The sequence below is a fragment of the Streptomyces sp. NPDC093225 genome (assembly GCF_044753805.1).
Lineage (GTDB): Bacteria > Actinomycetota > Actinomycetes > Streptomycetales > Streptomycetaceae > Streptomyces.
Window position 1 is genome coordinate 1 of record NZ_JBIVNX010000072.1, and the last position, 17,405, is coordinate 17,405.

Below are 17,405 nucleotides of genomic sequence, written 5' to 3' on the forward strand. Positions count from 1 at the left end.
CATCGACCGGACCACCTACAAAGCAACCATCCACATCACCATGCTCACGAGCAGCTCTTGACGCCCCGACCCCGCCCTTAACTGAACGGCGTTGCGTCTAGAGGAGGGCGCGGAGGCGGAGCAGGTCGCGGAAGCCCGCCTTGAGGCGGATCCGGCCGGCGGCCCAGGCCTTCGCGAAGTTCAGCCGGCCGGCCACCATGGCCACCAGGTCGTCGCCGGTCATCGCCAGCCGGATGTCCGCCTTCTCGCGGGGCGGTCCGGGCAGGGTGGAGCGCACCTCGATCCGGCCGCCCCGGAGCCGGCCGACGAAGGTGGTGTCCAGGTCGGTGAGGTGGCAGCTGAGGGAGCGGTCGAGCGCGGCCGCGCCGCGCACGTCGCCGTCGGCCCGGGCGAGGTTGTCGGACAGCTGGTCGAGTGCGGCTCGGCACTCCTCGATGGTCGCCATGGTCCGTCGACCGTACCGCAGCGCCGGTGCGGCGCGGTGGGCGCCGGTCGCCGGGGCCGGCCCGGCACACGGTAGCGTCGGGGTATGACCCAGTTCGAGGCCCCCGAGCCGTACGGGATCCACGAGGCGTCCGAGGCGCTCGACGCCCGTGAGGCGTCGGAGGGCTCCGCCGCTGCTACGGAGTCCGGGAACCCCGAGCCGTCCGGGGCCCCCGAGCCGTCCGCTCCCGGCGCCCTCGACGAGCCCGCCGTCCCCGCGCCGCTCGGCCTGCCGCGGACCCCCACCGGCCGCCCCGAGGTCGACGCACTCCTGGAGCGGCTGGCCGATGCGGACCACCTCCCGGCGGACGGCCACGTCGAGGTGTACGAGGATGTGCACAGGGGCCTGCGCGACGCGCTGACCGCGCTCGACGCGCGCCCCGCCCCAGGACCGTACGACCACAGGAGCTGAACCGAACGTGGCAGGAGTGGCACGCCGCCGCCTGGACGCCGAACTGGTACGCCGCAAGCTGGCGCGCTCGCGCGAGCACGCGGCCCAGCTGATCGCCGCCGGCCGGGTCACCGTCGCCGGCACCACGGCGACCAAGGCAGCCACCCAGGTCGAGACGAGCGCCGCGCTCGTCGTCCGCCAGGACGACAGCGATCCCGACTACGTCTCCCGCGGCGGCCACAAGCTCGCCGGCGCCCTGGAGGCCTTCGTCCCGCGCGGCCTGAAGGTCGAGGGCCGCCGAGCCCTCGACGCCGGCGCCTCCACGGGCGGCTTCACCGACGTCCTGCTGCGCGCGGGCGTCGCGCACGTCGTCGCCGTCGACGTCGGCTACGGCCAGCTCGCCTGGTCGCTGCAGAGCGACGAGCGCGTCACCGTGAAGGACCGGACCAACGTCCGCGAGCTCACCCTGGAGCAGATCGACGACGTACCGGTCGACCTGGTCGTCGGCGACCTGTCCTTCATCTCCATCGGCCTCGTCCTGCCCGCGCTGGTGCGCTGCACCGCCCCGGACGCCGACCTGGTCCTGATGGTCAAGCCCCAGTTCGAGGTCGGCAAGGAGCGGCTCGGCAGCGGCGGCGTGGTCCGCAGCCCCGAGCTGCGCGCCGAGGCCGTGCGCGAGGTCGCCCGCCAGGCCGGCGAACTCGGCCTGGGGGTCCTGGGGGTGACGGCGAGCCCGCTCCCCGGACCGTCGGGTAATGTCGAGTACTTCCTGTGGCTGAGGGCGGGGGCACCGGCGCTCGACCCGGCGGATGTTGACCGTGCAGTGGCGGAGGGGCCGCGGTGATGACTTCTGTGGGACCTGTGGGACGGACCGTGTTCCTGCTCGCGCACACCGGCCGGCCGGCCGCGCTGCGCAGCGCCGAACTCGTGGTGCAGGGGCTGCTGCGCTGCGGCCTCGGCGTGCGGGTGTTCGCACACGAGGCGGTCAACCTCCCGCTCCCACCGGAGGTCGAGCTCGTCACCGAGCACGCCCCGGGCGTGCTCGACGGCTGCGAGCTGCTGATCGTGCTCGGCGGCGACGGCACCCTGCTGCGCGGCGCCGAGCTGGCCCGCGGCTCCGGCGTGCCGATGCTGGGCGTCAACCTCGGCCGCGTCGGCTTCCTCGCCGAGGCCGAGCGCGACGACCTCGACAAGGTCGTCGACCGGGTCGTCACCAAGGCCTACGAGGTCGAGGAACGCATGACCCTCGACGTGGTCGTGCGCACCAACGGAGACGTCGTCCACACGGACTGGGCGCTCAACGAGGCCGCCGTCCAGAAGATGTCCCCGGAGCGGATGCTCGAGGTCGTGATCGAGATCGACGGCCGGCCGGTCTCCGGCTTCGGCTGCGACGGGGTGGTCTGCGCGACCCCGACCGGCTCCACGGCGTACGCCTTCTCCGCCGGCGGCCCGGTGGTGTGGCCCGAGGTCGAGGCCCTGCTGATGGTCCCGATCAGCGCGCACGCGCTGTTCGCGAAGCCGCTGGTCACCTCGCCGACGTCGGTCCTCGCGGTGGAGGTGCAGAACGGCACCCCGCACGGCGTGCTGTGGTGCGACGGCCGCCGCACGCTGGAGCTGCCCGCCGGGGCGCGCATCGAGGTGCGGCGCGGACGGGTGCCGGTACGGCTGGCCCGGCTGCACCACGCCTCGTTCACCGACCGGCTGGTCGCCAAGTTCGCACTGCCGGTCTCCGGCTGGCGGGGCGCCCCGCACTGACGCGCGGGACGGGTCGGCGGCCGGGGTGTGGCATCGCCCGGCCGAAACCTCGGTATGGTCGGGTCCGTGCTGGAAGAGATGCGGATACGGGCCCTCGGAGTCATCGACGACGCTGTGGTCGAGCTGTCGCCCGGGTTCACGGCCGTGACCGGCGAGACCGGCGCGGGCAAGACGATGGTCGTCACGAGCCTCGGCCTGCTGCTCGGCGGCCGGGCCGACCCGGCCCTGGTGCGGATCGGCGCCAAGGCCGCGGTCGTGGAGGGCCGGATCACCCTCGCGCCGGGCGCGGCCGCCGCCGTACGGGCCGAGGAGGCCGGTGCCGAGCTGGACGACGGCGCGCTGCTCATCAGCCGGACCGTCTCCGCCGAGGGGCGCTCGCGCGCCCACGTCGGCGGCCGGGCGGTCCCGGTGGGGCTGCTCGGGGAACTGGCCGAGGACCTGGTCGCCGTACACGGGCAGACCGATCAGCAGGGACTGCTGCGGCCCGCCCGGCAGCGGCAGGCCCTGGACCGGTACGCCGGTGACGCCGTCGCCGTCCCCCTGGAGAAGTACACCGCCGCCTACCGCCGGCTGCGGGCGGTGGCCACGGAGCTGGAGGAGCTGACCACCCGGGCCCGGGAGCGGGCCCAGGAGGCGGACCTGCTGCGCTTCGGGCTGGACGAGATCGCGGCCGTGGAGCCGGTGGCCGGCGAGGACGTGGAGCTCGCGGCGGAAGCGGAGCGGCTCGGCCACGCCGAGTCCCTGGCCTCGGCCGCCGCCCAGGCCCACGCGGCGCTCGCGGGCAACCCGGAGGACCCGGAGGGCGTGGACGCGAACATGCTGGTCGCGGGCGCGCACCGGGCCCTGGAGGCCGTACGGTCGCACGACCCGGCGCTGGCCGCGCTCGCCGACCGGCTCTCCGAGATCGGCATCCTCATGGCGGACGTCGCGGGGGAACTCGCGGGGTACGCGGACGACCTCGACGCCGATCCGCTGCGGCTGGCGGCCGTGGAGGAGCGGCGGGCGGCCCTCACCCAGCTCACCCGGAAGTACGGGGAGTCGATCGACGCGGTGCTGGCGTGGGCCGAGCAGAGCGCGGCGCGCCTGACCGAGCTCGACGGCGACGACGACCGCATCGCGGAGCTGACCGCCGAGCGGGCCGGGCTGCGCGCCGAACTGTCGGGGCTGGCGCAGGGGTTGACCGACGCCCGGACCGAGGCGGCCGAGCGGTTCGCCTCGGCGGTGACGGCGGAGCTGGCCTCGCTGGCGATGCCGCACGCCCGGGTCAGCATCGACATCCGGCAGACCGAGGACCCCTCGGGCGACGGGGTCGAGGTCGGCGGGCGGCCGGTGCTGTACGGGCCGACGGGCGCGGACGAGGTGGAGCTGCTCCTCGCCCCGCACCCCGGCGCGCAGGCGCGGCCGATCGCCAAGGGCGCCTCCGGCGGTGAGCTGTCCCGGGTGATGCTCGCGGTGGAGGTGGTCTTCGCCGGGTCCGACCCCGTGCCGACGTACCTCTTCGACGAGGTCGACGCGGGCGTCGGCGGCAAGGCGGCGGTCGAGGTCGGCCGCCGGCTGGCGAAGCTGGCGAAGTCGGCGCAGGTGGTCGTGGTCACGCACCTGCCGCAGGTGGCCGCCTTCGCGGACCGCCAGCTGCTGGTGGAGAAGACCAACGACGGGTCGGTCACGCGCAGCGGCGTGACGGTCCTGGAGGGCGAGGACCGGGTGCGGGAGCTGTCCCGGATGCTGGCCGGCCAGGAGGACTCGGAGACCGCGCGCGCCCATGCGGAGGAACTGCTGGCGGCGGCCCGCGCCGACGGCTGACGGACGGACTGGAACGGACCGGACGGGCCGGACCGAACGGACCTGATGGACCGGGCCGGGGCACCCGGGGGCCGCCCCCTCGCCCCGGCCGGGGGCGGGATCCGGGCCATGGGTCCCGCTTTGTCACCCATGTGGGTGATCCCGCGGTGAGGATGACGTTTCCTCACACGGGATCCGCACACGGAACGTCCCGCAACGCCGGTACGGACTGGCATTCTGGGCGGCGGCCCGCGGCCGTGCGTGCCGTCGCCCCTTTTCTCGCCCTCTCGCGTACAGGAGCCCCGGCACGTGAGCAGTACCCCGGCCCCGCCCCCCGCCTTCGGGCGCACCCCGCTGCGTACCGTGCAGGTACTGGGCGGCGGCAGCGCCGGGAGCTGCGCGCACGTGCGGTCGCTGGCCACGGGCCTCGCGGCGCGCGGGGTGCGGGTCACCGTGTGCGCCCCCGCCGAGACCGAGGGCGAGTACGACTTCACGGGCGCGGGCGCCCGCTTCGAGCCGGCGGCGGTCAGCGCGCTGCGGGTGGCGTGCGCCGGCGCGGACATCGTGCACGCGCACGGACTGCACGCGGGCATGCGGGCGGCCCTGGCGGTCCGCGGACAGCGCGTGCCGCTGGTGGTGACCTGGCACTCCGGCCCGGCCGGCGAGGGGCCGTTGGGCCAGCTGACCCGGCTGCTGGAGCGCCGGGTGGCGCGGGCGGCCGCGGTGGTGCTGGGCGCCTCCTCCGCCCAGGTGGACCACGCGCGCCGGCGCGGTGCGCGGGACGCCCGGCTGGCGGCGGTCTCGGTGCCCGCGGGCGCGGTGCGCGCGGACCCGGGCAAGGTGCGGGCGGAGCTGGGCGCGGTGGAGCGGCCGCTGCTGATCGCGGTGGGCAGCCTCGTGCCGCACCGCGGGTACCAGCTGCTGCTGGACGCGGCGCGGGCGTGGCGGGCGCTGGACCCCGTACCGCTGCTGGTGATCGCGGGGGAGGGGCCGCAGCGGGCGGCCCTGGCCCGGCGCATCGAGACGGAGGCCCTTCCGGTACGGCTGCTGGGGCGGCGGCCGGACGTGGCGGAGCTGCTGGCGGCGGCGGACGTGGCGGTGCTGCCGTCCGACTGGGAGGGGCGGTCGCTGCTGGCGCAGGAGGCGCTGCGGCTGGGCGTGCCGTTGGTGGCCACGTCGGTGGGGGGAGTACCGGAGCTCGTCGGGGACGCGGCCGTGCTCGTGCCCCGTGGTGATGCCGCCGCGCTGTCGGCCGCGGTCGCGTCCCTGCTCGACGACCCCGGTCGGCGGGGTGTCCTGTCCGTCGCCGGGCCGCGGCAGGCGGCGACCTGGCCGACCGAGGACGACACGGTCGCCCAGGTCCTCGCGGTCTACGACGAACTCATGGACCGCCGCCGCCCCTGACCCGGCCCTCCTGGGGCTCCGCCCCAGACCCCGCGCCTCAAACGCCGGCGAGGCTGGATCGGCCCGCCCCCCGGCGAGGCTGGGATCCGCCCGCCCGGAGGACCTCCAGCCCGCCCGGCGTTCGAGGGCAAGGGGGTCCGGGGCGCACTCCCGGGGAGTGGTGGAAGGGCGGGTAGGGGATCCGCCCCGCAGGACACCGGGGTGGCCCGGGTCCTAGAGGTGGCGGCGGGCCCTGAGGGCGAGGCTGAGGGAGAGGACCGTCTCGGGGTCGTCGAGGTCCGTGCCGAGCAGCTCGGAGATGCGTGCCAGCCGGTTGTAGAGCGTCTGGCGGTTGAGGTGGAGCTCCCGCGCCGTCTCGGCCTTACGCCCGGCATGGGCGAGGTACGTCTCCAGGGTGGGGAGGAGCGGCGGGCGGGACGTGGTGTCGTGGGCCTGCAGCGCGCCGATCGCGCGGTCGACGAAGGCCGCCAGGTCGGGGTGGCCCCGCAGCCGCCACAGCAGCAGGTCGATGTCCAGGCGCCGGGCGTCGTGCCAGGGGCGGTCCGGCAGGCCCTGGGCCGCCGCGGCGGTCTCGGCCGCGTGCCGCAGGCCCGAGGAGGCCGCGGCCCAACCGCCGGCCACGCCCACCACGACCACCGGCGGCGCCCCCGCCCGGTCCAGCCCGGCCCGCTCCACGCCGGCGCGCAGGGCCGCGGCCACCCGGTCGGCGACGGCGGTGCGCTCGGTGTCCGAGCGGAGCGCGAGCAGCAGCGGGACGCGGCCCTCGATGGGCCGGACGCCGAGGAGGGCCGGCACTCCGACGGCGGACAGCTCCTCGGCCACCGCCCGGGCGAGGACGGCCCAGTTGCCGGAGGGCCCGAGGTCCGAGGACAGTCTCATGACCACCGGCAGCAGCGGACCCGCCCCCGGCTTGAAGCCCAGGACCCGGGCCTGCGCGGGTGCGGCCTCCGCCGAGATGCGGCCCTCGGCGAGGTCGGTCAGGAAGTCGCCCCGGCCGCGGGCGGCCAGCTCCTCCTCCTGGCGGGCCTGCATGAGGACCACGGCGAGCACGCCGGCCGTCCGCTCCGCCGCCATCCGGTGGACCGGCAGGAGCGGGGCGGACACGCCGAGCAGCACCAGGCGGGCGCGGACGGACGCACTGCCGGGACCGCCGCCGGGCACGTCGATCAGGGCGCCGTTCGCCGGCGGCCCGTCCTCGCGCTGGCCTCGCAGTCCCTCCCAGATCTGCAGCGGGTCGGCGCCCACCTCCTCGGAGCCGCCGGCCGCGTACAGCAGCTGCCCGTCGGGGGTCTCCAGGAAGACGGGGTTGCCGGTGAAGTCGGCGAGGATGCGCAGCACCTGGGGGATCCCGCCGCCCCCCAGCAGTGCCTCGGTGCAGCGCCGGTGGACCTCCTCGGCGCGCTGGAGCAGCGCGTAGTGGCCGTTGACGATCTCGGTGTGGACCTCCTCCGTGACCGCCACGAAGGGCACCTCGCGGTGCAGTTGTACCAGCGGCAGCCCGGCCGCGCGGGCGGTCTCGACGATCGTCGCGGGCAGCCGGGTGAACCGCGGTCCGAGCTCCACGACCAGGGCCGCGATGCCGCGTTCGGCCAGTCGCCGCACGAAGGCGCGCTGTTCGGCCGGGCGGGTGCCGAGGCCGAGGCCGGTGGTCAGCAGCAGCTCGCCGCCCTTGAGGAGCGAGGCGATGTTCGGGACCTCGCCGGCGTGCACCCAGCGCACCGTACGGCCCAGCCGGTCGGCGCCGGCCACCACCTCCGGCAGTCCGCTGCGCAGACCCGGCAGCTCCAGTGCCCGCTGAACCGTGATCCCGGCGCCGCTGGCGCCCTGATTGTCCATGTCGTCGGACGCTACCCGGCGCCGTGTTCCAAGAACATCACCCGGCGGTTACGAGCCATCCTCTCCGCCCTGATGGCCCGACAACTCGTCGGCCGGAAGAGGTGATTACCGGACCCCGTGCCGATTGTGGTCTGCGTCACCTGCCATCAGAGTGGCCGCCTCATGTCGGGCACGCAGTGCAAACGGAAGAGGAAGCCCATGTCGAACGGCTCCACCGGCGCCCCCCGATCCACCGGCGAGGTCCAACGCCTCAAGGCCGATTCCGTAGGCCTCGTCGGCGTCGTCTTCATGGCCGTCGCCACCGCCGCTCCCATCACCGCGATGACCGGGAACCTCCCCATCGCGGTCGGCTTCGGCAACGGCACCGGTGCCCCCGCCGGCTACCTCTTCGCCACGGTCGTGCTCACCGTCTTCTCGGTCGGCTACGTCGCCATGGCCAAGCGCATCACCGCCGCCGGCGCCTTCTACGGCTACATCTCCCACGGGCTCGGCCGCATCGCCGGCATGGCCTCCGGGATGCTCGCGGTCCTGGCGTACGTCGTCTTCGAGGCCTCGATCGTCGGTGTCTTCTCGTACTTCGCCAGGACCACCGTCCTCGACCAGCTCGGGGTCGACCTGCCGTGGACCCTGTACGCGGCCGGGATGCTCACCGTGACCGCCGTCCTGGCGCACTTCGACATCAACCTGACGGCCAAGGCCCTCGGCGTCATGCTGGTCGCCGAGATCGCCGTCCTCTTCGCCGTCGCCACCGCCGTGCTGATCGCCGGGGGCGGCCCCGACGGGATTCCCGTCGAACCGGTCAACCCCAAGAACGCGTTCACCGGCACCTCCGCAGGGCTCGGCCTCTTCTTCGCCTTCTGGTCCTGGGTCGGCTTCGAGTCCACCGCCATGTACGGCGAGGAGTCCCGCGACCCCAAGCGCGTCATCCCCAAGGCCACCCTGATCTCCGTCGTCGGCGTCGGCCTCTTCTACATCTACGTCTCCTGGATGACCATCGCCGGCAACGGCCTCGCCGGATCCGTGAAGCTGTCCGCCTCCAGCAGCCCGCTGGACCTCTTCTTCGCCCCCACGCAGCACTTCATCGGCGCCTGGGCCGTCGACGCCTTCCAGTGGCTGCTGCTCACGGGTTCCTTCGCCTGCGGCATGGCCTTCCACCAGTGCGCCGCCCGCTACCTGTACGCCATCGGACGCGAGGGCTTCCTGCACCCGGCACTCGGCCGCACCCACCGGCGGCACGGCTCCCCGTACGTCGCGTCCGTCGTGCAGACCGCCGTCGCCGTGGCCCTGGTCGCCGGCTTCGCGCTCACCGGCCAGGACCCGTACCTGCACCTGTACACCCTGCTCGCGATCCTCGGCACGATGGCGATCCTGATCGTCCAGACGCTGTGCTCCTTCGCGGTCATCGGCTACTTCCGCAGCAACCACCCCGAGGACCGGCACTGGTTCAGGACCTTCCTCGCACCCCTGCTCGGCGGCATCGGCATGACCGCGGTCGTGGTCCTGCTCGTCCTCAACATGGAGACCGCGGCCGGCGCCGCCGCCGACTCCGTCTTCTTCAAGCTGATCCCCTGGATCGTCGGTGCCGTCTTCTTCGGCGGCCTCGCCCTGGGCCTCTGGCTCAGGGCCAAGGCTCCCGAGCGCTACGAGCTCATCGGCCGGATCGTCCTGGAGGACGCCACCGAGCGCACCGACGGCGGCCCGCGCCCCGACACCGACGGCAACCCCGACCTGTCCCCGTCCACCACCAGCGCCTGAGACGTAGAAGGAGCCACTGCCATGGCCCGTACGCCCCTCATGCACGCCCTCCGCCGGCTCGCCGCCGAACACGCCGCCGCCCACCGACTGCGCATGCCCGTCGCCGACGTCCGCGGCCTCGGCCGCCGCGAGCTGCTCCGGCACGCCGCCGCGATCGGCCTCGGCACCGCGGCGGCGGGCGCCGCCGCCACCGTGCCCGCCCGTGCCGCCCAGGCCCCCGTCCCCGACGGCAGGAGGCCGACGGCCGCCCGGGTCGCCGTCGTCGGGGCCGGCATCGCAGGCCTGACCGCCGCCCTCACCCTCCAGGACGCCGGCATCCCCTGCACCGTCTACGAGGCGGACCCGGCCCGCGTCGGCGGCCGCATGTGGACCCAGCGCGACCACTGGGCGTACGGGCAGACCTCCGAGATCGGCGGGGAGCTGATCGACACCGGCCACAAGAAGATGCTGGAGCTGTGCCGCCGCTTCGGGCTGCAGACCGAGGACTTCCTCGGCGGCGGGCCCAACGGGGCCGAGGAAGTCCTCTGGTTCAACGGCGGGTACTACTCCCGCACCCAGGCCGACGAGGACTTCAAGGCCGTGTACCAGCAGCTCCGCCGCGACCTCCAGGAGGCCGGCGAGGTCGCCTGGAACGCCACCACCCCGGCCGGCACCGCCCTCGACGAGATGACGCTGTACGAGTGGATCGAGAGCCGGGTGCCCGGCGGGCACGGCTCGCCGCTGGGCCGGTTCATGGACGTCGCGTACAACGTCGAGTACGGGGCCGACACCGCCGACCAGTCGGCGCTCGCGCTGGTCCTGCTGATGGGCTACCAGCCCAATCCCGGCAACTTCAACGTCTGGGGCCTGTCCAACGAGCGCTACCACATCACCGGCGGCAACGACCGCCTGCCGCGCGCCATCGCCGCCGCCCTGCCGGCCGGTTCCCTCGTCATGGGCCGCGAACTCCTCGCCGTACGGGCGAACCAGGACGGCACCCAGACCCTCACCTTCGCCGACTCCGGAGCCACCCGCACCGTCGTCGCCGACCACACCGTCCTGTGCCTGCCGCTGCCGGTCCTCCAGCGCCTGGACACCACCGGCGCCGGCTTCGACCCGCTCATGAGGAACCTGCTCCGGGACGCCCGCATGGGCGCCTGCACGAAGCTCAACATGCAGTTCACCCGCCGCCCGTGGCGCGGCACCGGCCCCTGGCCCGGCGTCTCGTCCGGCGACTGCTTCACCGACTCCGACGTCCAGCAGACCTGGGACACCACCAAGGTGCAGCCCGGCACCGGCGGCATCCTCCTCCAGTACGGCGGCGGCACCCTGGCCCGCTCCCTGACGCCCGGCACGCCCTTCGGCACCGAGTCCGACCCGTACGTGCGGGCGCTCGCGGGCCGGATGCTCACCGGCATCGAGGCGTTCTTCCCCGGCACGAAGGCCGCCTGGACCGGCCGGGCCCAGCTCTCGGCCTGGCACCGCAACCCGTACTCCCTCGGGGCCTACTCCTACTGGCCGGTGGGCTACCTGCACCGCTACGCCAAGTACGAGGGCACCGCACAGGGCAACGTCCACATCGCCGGCGAGCACTGCTCGTACGACTTCCAGGGCTTCATGGAGGGCGGGGCCACCGAGGGCGAGCGGGCGGCGCGGGAGGTGGTGGCCGCCCTGACCTGATGCCCCCGGGGCGGGGCCGTGCCGCGAGCGCCCCGGGCCCGGCCGGCCCGGGGCGCTCCCGCGCTGCTCAGAGCGGCTTGACGTTGTGGTTGAAGCGGAAGACGTTGTCCGGGTCGTACTCCCGCTTGACCCGGCCCAGGCGCTGCATGTTCTCCGGTCCCAGGCCGGCCGCGACCCGGTCCGCGCCCTCGTCGCCGATGAAGTTGAGGTACGTCGCCCCGGTGCTCCACGGCGCCACCCCGGCCCGTACGTCCCGCACCCACTCCCGGACCCGCTCGTCGTCCGAAGGGTCCTCCCAGACCCCGAACGGGTGCACGGCCCAGGTCGCGTCCCGGCGGTACCCCAGCGGCCAGTCCGCCGCGCCCGCGGCGATCGCGCCGCCCTGGGGCCACACCACGTGCTGAGTGCCCGTCGGCACCGGCATCGCGTCGCCCAAGGCGCAGAACGCGTCCACGAAGGCGTCCGGGATGCCCGTCAGGTACTCGGCGGACCAGTAGTTGCGCATCCCGGGCGGGTCGTCCAGCATGCACTGGAGCTCCGCGTACGGGATCGGCATGACCATCTCGACCTCGTGCGGGATGGCGAGCAGCGGCTCGGCCAGCTTGCGCAGCTCGTCGTCGGGGCCGGGGTACGTCAGCAGCACGCCGCTCACCCGCTGCCCCACGAGGTGCTCGGGGATGAACGGCTCGGGCGGTGCGGTCAGGTAGATCACGCCGCCGGCCGTCTCGGTCGGGCCCGCCTCGATGACCTCGCGGTACGTGGCGACCAACTGGGGCCCGTACTCCGGCAGACAGAACGCCATCGCGATCGACATGGCCGGCAGGTCGTGCAGGCGCAGCGTCAGGGCCGTCGCGATGCCGAAGTTGCCGCCCCCGCCGTGCAGGGCCCAGAACAGCTCCGGGTTCTCCTCCGCGGTGGCCTCCACCACCTGGCCGTCGGCGGTGACGAGTTCCACGCCGAGCAGGTTGTCCGAAGCCAGCCCGAAGGCGCGCGACAGCCAGCCGTCGCCGCCGCCCAGGACGAAGCCGCCCACACCGGTGGTGGAGGCCCGCCCGCCCGGGGTGGCCAGGCCGTGCGGCTCGCAGGCCCGGTCCAGGTGGCTCATGGTCGCCCCGCCCTGGACCCGGGCGGCCTTGGCGGCCGGGTGGACCGTGACCTCGTGCATCCGGCGCAGGTCCACGACCAGGCCGTTGTCGCACAGCGCCATCCCCGCCACGCTGTGACCGCCGCCGCGCACCGCGACGGCCAGGTCCAGGTCGCGGGCGAACCGCACGGCGCGCACCACGTCCTCGGCGTCCGCGCACTGGGCGATGACGGCGGGCCGGCGGTCGATCATCGCGTTGAAGACCTGCCGGGCCCCGTCGTAGCCGGGGTCGTCGGGCGCGAACACCTCGCCCGTCAGATCCTCGCGGAGTTCCGTGAGTGCCGTCCGGGCCTTGGAATGGGGAGCCATGACCGCCCCCTTCGGTGAGGTGAACGGGGGATGGGACCCTTTCAGGCTAGGCGCGCACCGCAGTACGCGCCCCTCAGCCCCCGGGGCCCCTCTCGGCCCCGTACGCCTCTCAGCCCCCGTACGCCCCGCCCGCCGTCAGCCGCAGCGCCGTGTCGATCAGCGGGACGTGGCTGAAGGCCTGCGGGAAGTTGCCCACCTGCCGCTGCAGCCGCGGGTCCCACTCCTCCGCGAGCAGCCCCAGGTCGTTGCGCAGCGACAGCAGCTTCTCGAACAGCTTGCGGGCCTCGTCCACCCGCCCGATCATCGCCAGGTCGTCGGCCATCCAGAACGAGCAGGCCAGGAAGGCGCCCTCGTCGCCCTCGAGCCCGTCGACGCCCGCCTCCTCGCCGGCCGTCGGGTAGCGCAGGATGAACCCGTCCGGGGTGGACAGCTCCCGCTGGATCGCCTCGATCGTGCCGATCACCCGCTTGTCGTCCGGCGGCAGGAAGCCCATCTGCGGGATCAGCAGCAGGGAGGCGTCCAGCTCCTTGGAGCCGTACGACTGCGTGAACGTGTTGCGCTCGGGGTCGTAGCCCTTCTCGCACACGTCCCGGTGGATCTCGTCGCGCAGCTCGCGCCAGCGCTCCAGGGGCCCGTCCGCGTCCCCGGACTCGATCAGCTTGATCGTCCGGTCGACCGCCACCCAGGCCATGACCTTGGAGTGCACGAAGTGCCGGCGCGGGCCGCGCACCTCCCAGATGCCCTCGTCCGGCTGGTCCCAGTGGGTCTCCAGGTAGCGGATCAGCTTCAGCTGGAGGAGCGAGGCGTAGTCGCTGCGCGCCAGGCCGGTCATGTGGCCCAGGTGCAGGGCTTCGGTGACCTCGCCGTACACGTCGAGCTGGAGCTGGTGGGCGGCGCCGTTGCCGACCCGGACCGGGGCGGAGTTCTCGTACCCGGGCAGCCAGTCCAGCTCGGTCTCGCCGAGCTCGCGCTCGCCGGCGATGCCGTACATGATCTGCAGGTTCTCCGGGTCGCCGGCCACCGCGCGCAGCAGCCACTCGCGCCAGGCGCGGGCCTCCTCGCGGTAGCCCGTGCGCAGCAGCGAGGACAGGGTGATCGCGGCGTCGCGCAGCCACGTGTAGCGGTAGTCCCAGTTGCGCACGCCGCCGATCTCCTCGGGCAGCGAGGTCGTGGGGGCGGCGACGATGCCGCCGGTGGGGCCGTAGGTGAGCGCCTTCAGGGTGATCAGCGAGCGGACCACGGCCTCGCGGTACGGGCCGTGGTACGTGCAGTGGCCGACCCACTCGCGCCAGAACTCCTCGGTGGCCTCCAGCGCCGCCTCGGGCTCGGGCAGGGCCGGCGGCTCCTTGTGCGAGGGCTGCCAGCTGATGGTGAACGCGATCCGGTCCCCGGGGGCGACCGTGAAGTCGGCGTACGTCGTCAGGTCCTTGCCGTACGTCTGGGTCTCGGCGTCCAGCCACACCGAGTCGGGCCCGGCGACGGCGACCGTACGGCCCTCCGCCCGGTGCACCCACGGGACGACCCGGCCGTAGCTGAACCGCATGCGCAGCGCCGAGCGGACCGGCACGCGGCCGCTGACGCCCTCGACGACCCGGATCAGCTGCGGGGCGTGGTCCTCGCGGGGCGGCATGAAGTCGATCACCCGGACTGTGCCGCGCGGCGTGTCGAACTCGGACTCCAGGATGAGCGAGTCCCCGCGGTAGCGGCGGCGGGTGGCGCGCGGCGGCTCGGCGCCGGCGGGGTAGGCCGGTCCCAGCCGCCAGAACCCGTGGTCCTCGGTGCCCAGGAGCGAAGCGAAGACGGCGTGGGAATCGAACCGTGGCAGGCAGAGCCAGTCCACCGAGCCGTCCCGGCAGACGAGCGCGGCCGTCTGCATGTCGCCGATGAGTGCGTAGTCCTCGATGCGCCCGGACACGTGGTCTCCAGTCGAAACAGCCGTGTCCGCCCGTGCGGGGGCGGCCACTTCGCGGTCTTGGTCGTTTGGCTGGGTCTTGACGAGTTCAAGCTTGCCGGAACGGGCGGGGGTGGTGCCGGTTGCCGGGCCCGCTCGTCAGGGATATCCGAGCAGGATACGTCCAGCACCCTAGTGATCTCCTGGGGGCGGACGGGAAATGTCGTTGGGCCGAACGGGTGAGGGTGGCGTGACGCGGGGGAAACGCGCAGGCGGCGCGGGGGTGACGGGCGGGGACCGCGGCGAGCCGTGCGCCGGACCCCGTGGAAGGGCCGCGGCCGCGTGGCCGGAGGCACACCCCGCCGGTCGCTGATAGGCTGGTACCCCGTGGACCGGGAGTCCGCCTGTGCGAATCAGGGGCCCCGAAACCGCAGCTTCGGCACCCCCGGAAACCTGGGGAAGCGGCCGGACGCACCTCACTTCGCGACCACGGGAGCCCCCTCTTGGCGATGCCGCCCAAATCCATGACGACCAAGCACATCTTCGTCACCGGGGGTGTCGCTTCGTCCCTCGGCAAGGGCCTGACGGCCTCCAGCCTGGGTGCCCTGCTCAAGGCGCGCGGCCTGCGGGTCACGATGCAGAAGCTCGACCCGTACCTCAACGTCGACCCGGGCACGATGAACCCGTTCCAGCACGGCGAGGTGTTCGTCACCAACGACGGCGCCGAGACCGACCTGGACATCGGCCACTACGAGCGCTTCCTCGACGTCGACCTCGACGGCTCGGCCAACGTCACCACCGGCCAGGTCTACTCGCAGGTCATCGCCAAGGAGCGGCGCGGCGAGTACCTGGGCGACACCGTCCAGGTCATCCCGCACATCACCAACGAGATCAAGCACCGCATCCGGCGCATGGCGACCGACGACGTCGACGTCGTCATCACCGAGGTCGGCGGCACGGTCGGCGACATCGAGTCCCTGCCGTTCCTGGAGACCGTCCGCCAGGTCCGCCACGAGGTCGGCCGCGACAACGTCTTCGTCGTGCACATCTCGCTGCTGCCCTACATCGGCCCCTCCGGCGAGCTGAAGACCAAGCCGACCCAGCACTCGGTCGCCGCCCTGCGCAACATCGGCATCCAGCCCGACGCGATCGTGCTGCGCGCCGACCGCGACGTGCCGACCTCCATCAAGCGCAAGATCTCGCTGATGTGCGACGTCGACGAGGCCGCGGTCGTGGCCGCCATCGACGCCAAGTCGATCTACGACATCCCGAAGGTGCTGCACACCGAGGGCCTGGACGCCTACGTCGTGCGCAAGCTCGACCTGCCGTTCCGCGACGTGGACTGGACCGTCTGGGAGGACCTGCTCGACCGGGTCCACAACCCCGACCACGAGGTCACCATCGCCCTCGTCGGCAAGTACATCGACCTGCCCGACGCCTACCTGTCGGTGACCGAGGCGCTGCGCGCCGGCGGCTTCGCCAACAAGGCCCGCGTCAAGATCAAGTGGGTCACCTCCGACGACTGCAAGACCGCCGCCGGCGCCGCCAAGCAGCTCGCCGACGTGGACGGCATCTGCGTCCCCGGCGGCTTCGGCGACCGCGGCGTGAACGGCAAGGTCGGCGCGATCACCTTCGCCCGCGAGAACAAGATCCCGCTGCTCGGCCTCTGCCTGGGCCTGCAGTGCGTGGTCATCGAGGCGGCCCGCAACCTGGCCGGCATCGAGGACGCGAACTCCACCGAGTTCGACCCCTCCACCTCCCACCCGGTCATCTCGACCATGGAGGAGCAGCTGGCCTTCGTCGAGGGCGCCGGCGACCTGGGCGGAACGATGCGCCTGGGCATGTACCCGGCCAAGCTGGCCGAGGGCTCCATCGTGCGCGAGGTGTACGACGGCAAGGAGTACGTCGAGGAGCGCCACCGCCACCGCTACGAGGTGAACAACTCCTACCGCTCCGAGCTGGAGAAGAAGGCCGGCCTGCAGTTCTCCGGCACCTCCCCGGACAACAAGCTGGTCGAGTACGTCGAGTACCCGCGCGAGGTGCACCCCTACCTGGTCGCCACCCAGGCGCACCCGGAGCTGCGGTCCCGCCCGACCCGCCCGCACCCGCTCTTCGCGGGCCTGGTCAAGGCCGCCGTCGCCCGCCAGCAGGCCGCGGCCAAGTAACGGTCCCGCACGGCGATACCGTGGACGGCCGGGGCGCGCACACCGCGCGCCCCGGCCGTCGCGCTTTCCGCGCGCCACCGCTCACCGGGAGGGACCCGCACCCATGGACATCAAGGACACCGCCGAGGCCTGGCCGGTCCGCGAGCGCCGCACCCCGTTCCGGGGCGCAAAGACGAGCGTCAGCTCCGACGACGTGGTCATGCCCGACGGCTCCGTCGCGCGCCGCGACTACCAGGTGCACCCGGGTTCCGTCTGCGTCCTGGCGCTGGACGGCGAGGGCCGGGTCCTGGTGCTGCGCCAGTACCGGCACCCGGTGCGGCAGAAGCTGTGGGAGCTGCCGGCCGGGCTGCTCGACGTACCCGGCGAGAACCCGCTGCACGCCGCCCAGCGGGAGCTGTACGAGGAGGCGCACGCCAAGGCCGAGGACTGGCGGGTGCTGATCGACCTGTACGCCACCCCCGGCGGCTCCGACGAGGCGATCCGGATCTTCCTGGCGCGGGACCTCTCGGAGGCGGAGGGCGAGCGCTTCGAGGTCTCCGAGGAGGAGGCGGACATGGAGTTCGCGCGGGTGCCGCTGGCGGAGCTGGTCCGGGGGGTGCTGGCGGGCGAGCTGCACAACGTCGCACTCGTGACCGGTGTCCTCGCGCTGTCCGCCGTGCTCGCGGGCGACGGGGTCGACTCCCTCCGGCCGGCGCTCGCGCCGTGGCCGGCGAGGCCGTACGAGGGCTGAGCGGCACGTACCGGGAGTCCCCTGCGCTGGAACTGGGCTCGCTTCGTGGGGCCGCCCCGTGGTGTGCGGGTCCCCTCGCCGCTTGAGGCGGTGTGGCCTGC

General features: G+C 73.8%; 13 protein-coding genes. 9 read left to right on the forward strand and 4 right to left on the reverse strand.

Annotated elements, in window-relative coordinates:
• Positions 1–97: 97 nt before the first annotated feature.
• Positions 98–445 carry an SCP2 sterol-binding domain-containing protein gene (locus ACIQCH_RS35450; RefSeq protein ID WP_402587938.1) on the reverse strand — a complete coding sequence of 116 codons (348 nt, stop codon included), beginning with the start codon at positions 443–445 and terminating at the stop codon, positions 98–100.
• 84 nt (positions 446–529) lie between these two features.
• Here ACIQCH_RS35450 and ACIQCH_RS35455 point away from each other — a divergent pair, with 84 nt between their 5' ends.
• The 5 genes from ACIQCH_RS35455 (at position 530) to ACIQCH_RS35475 (ending at position 5,815) form a co-directional block, all read left to right on the forward strand.
• Positions 530–895 (forward strand): hypothetical protein, encoded by a 366-nt coding sequence (locus ACIQCH_RS35455; RefSeq protein WP_402587940.1) that lies wholly within the window; start codon positions 530–532, stop codon positions 893–895.
• Between the two features lie 7 nt (positions 896–902).
• Positions 903–1,718, forward strand: coding sequence for a TlyA family RNA methyltransferase (locus ACIQCH_RS35460; protein WP_030207462.1), 816 nt, complete (start codon positions 903–905; stop codon positions 1,716–1,718).
• Positions 1,718–2,629, forward strand: a complete 912-nt coding sequence (locus ACIQCH_RS35465; RefSeq protein WP_402587942.1) for an NAD kinase — start codon at positions 1,718–1,720, stop codon at positions 2,627–2,629. The genes ACIQCH_RS35460 and ACIQCH_RS35465 overlap by 1 nt, the downstream gene beginning before the upstream one ends.
• Before the next feature lie 54 nt (positions 2,630–2,683).
• Positions 2,684–4,432: a DNA repair protein RecN gene (gene recN / locus ACIQCH_RS35470; protein WP_402587944.1), complete on the forward strand. Its 1,749-nt coding sequence runs from the start codon at positions 2,684–2,686 to the stop codon at positions 4,430–4,432.
• 288 nt (positions 4,433–4,720) lie between these two features.
• Positions 4,721–5,815, forward strand: coding sequence for a glycosyltransferase family 4 protein (locus ACIQCH_RS35475; protein ID WP_402587946.1), 1,095 nt, complete (start codon positions 4,721–4,723; stop codon positions 5,813–5,815).
• A gap of 213 nt (positions 5,816–6,028) precedes the next feature.
• On the opposite strand, the gene ACIQCH_RS35480 is transcribed toward ACIQCH_RS35475, so the two are convergent.
• Positions 6,029–7,651 carry a PucR family transcriptional regulator gene (locus ACIQCH_RS35480; RefSeq protein WP_402587948.1) on the reverse strand — a complete coding sequence of 541 codons (1,623 nt, stop codon included), beginning with the start codon at positions 7,649–7,651 and terminating at the stop codon, positions 6,029–6,031.
• Between the two features lie 198 nt (positions 7,652–7,849).
• On the opposite strand from ACIQCH_RS35480, the gene ACIQCH_RS35485 reads away from it, so the two are divergent.
• Together ACIQCH_RS35485 and ACIQCH_RS35490 are read left to right on the forward strand one after the other, a co-directional pair.
• Entirely contained in the window at positions 7,850–9,406 is a 1,557-nt protein-coding gene (locus tag ACIQCH_RS35485) for an APC family permease (RefSeq protein ID WP_402587950.1), read from the forward strand.
• A gap of 21 nt (positions 9,407–9,427) precedes the next feature.
• Positions 9,428–11,065: a flavin monoamine oxidase family protein gene (locus ACIQCH_RS35490; protein ID WP_402587952.1), complete on the forward strand. Its 1,638-nt coding sequence runs from the start codon at positions 9,428–9,430 to the stop codon at positions 11,063–11,065.
• Between the two features lie 67 nt (positions 11,066–11,132).
• Here ACIQCH_RS35490 and ACIQCH_RS35495 read toward each other — a convergent pair whose 3' ends face one another.
• Both ACIQCH_RS35495 and ACIQCH_RS35500 read right to left on the reverse strand, forming a co-directional pair.
• Entirely contained in the window at positions 11,133–12,518 is a 1,386-nt protein-coding gene (locus ACIQCH_RS35495) for an FAD-binding oxidoreductase (protein WP_402587954.1), read from the reverse strand.
• 109 nt (positions 12,519–12,627) lie between these two features.
• Entirely contained in the window at positions 12,628–14,433 is a 1,806-nt protein-coding gene (locus tag ACIQCH_RS35500) for a glycoside hydrolase family 15 protein (RefSeq protein WP_402587956.1), read from the reverse strand.
• Between the two features lie 485 nt (positions 14,434–14,918).
• Between ACIQCH_RS35500 and ACIQCH_RS35505 the strand changes: the two genes are divergently transcribed.
• Together ACIQCH_RS35505 and ACIQCH_RS35510 are read left to right on the forward strand one after the other, a co-directional pair.
• A complete protein-coding gene (locus ACIQCH_RS35505; RefSeq protein WP_402587958.1) occupies positions 14,919–16,574 on the forward strand; it encodes a CTP synthase in 1,656 nt (551 codons plus the stop codon).
• Between the two features lie 103 nt (positions 16,575–16,677).
• A complete protein-coding gene (locus ACIQCH_RS35510) occupies positions 16,678–17,304 on the forward strand; it encodes an NUDIX domain-containing protein (protein ID WP_402587960.1) in 627 nt (208 codons plus the stop codon).
• Positions 17,305–17,405: the final 101 nt, after the last annotated feature.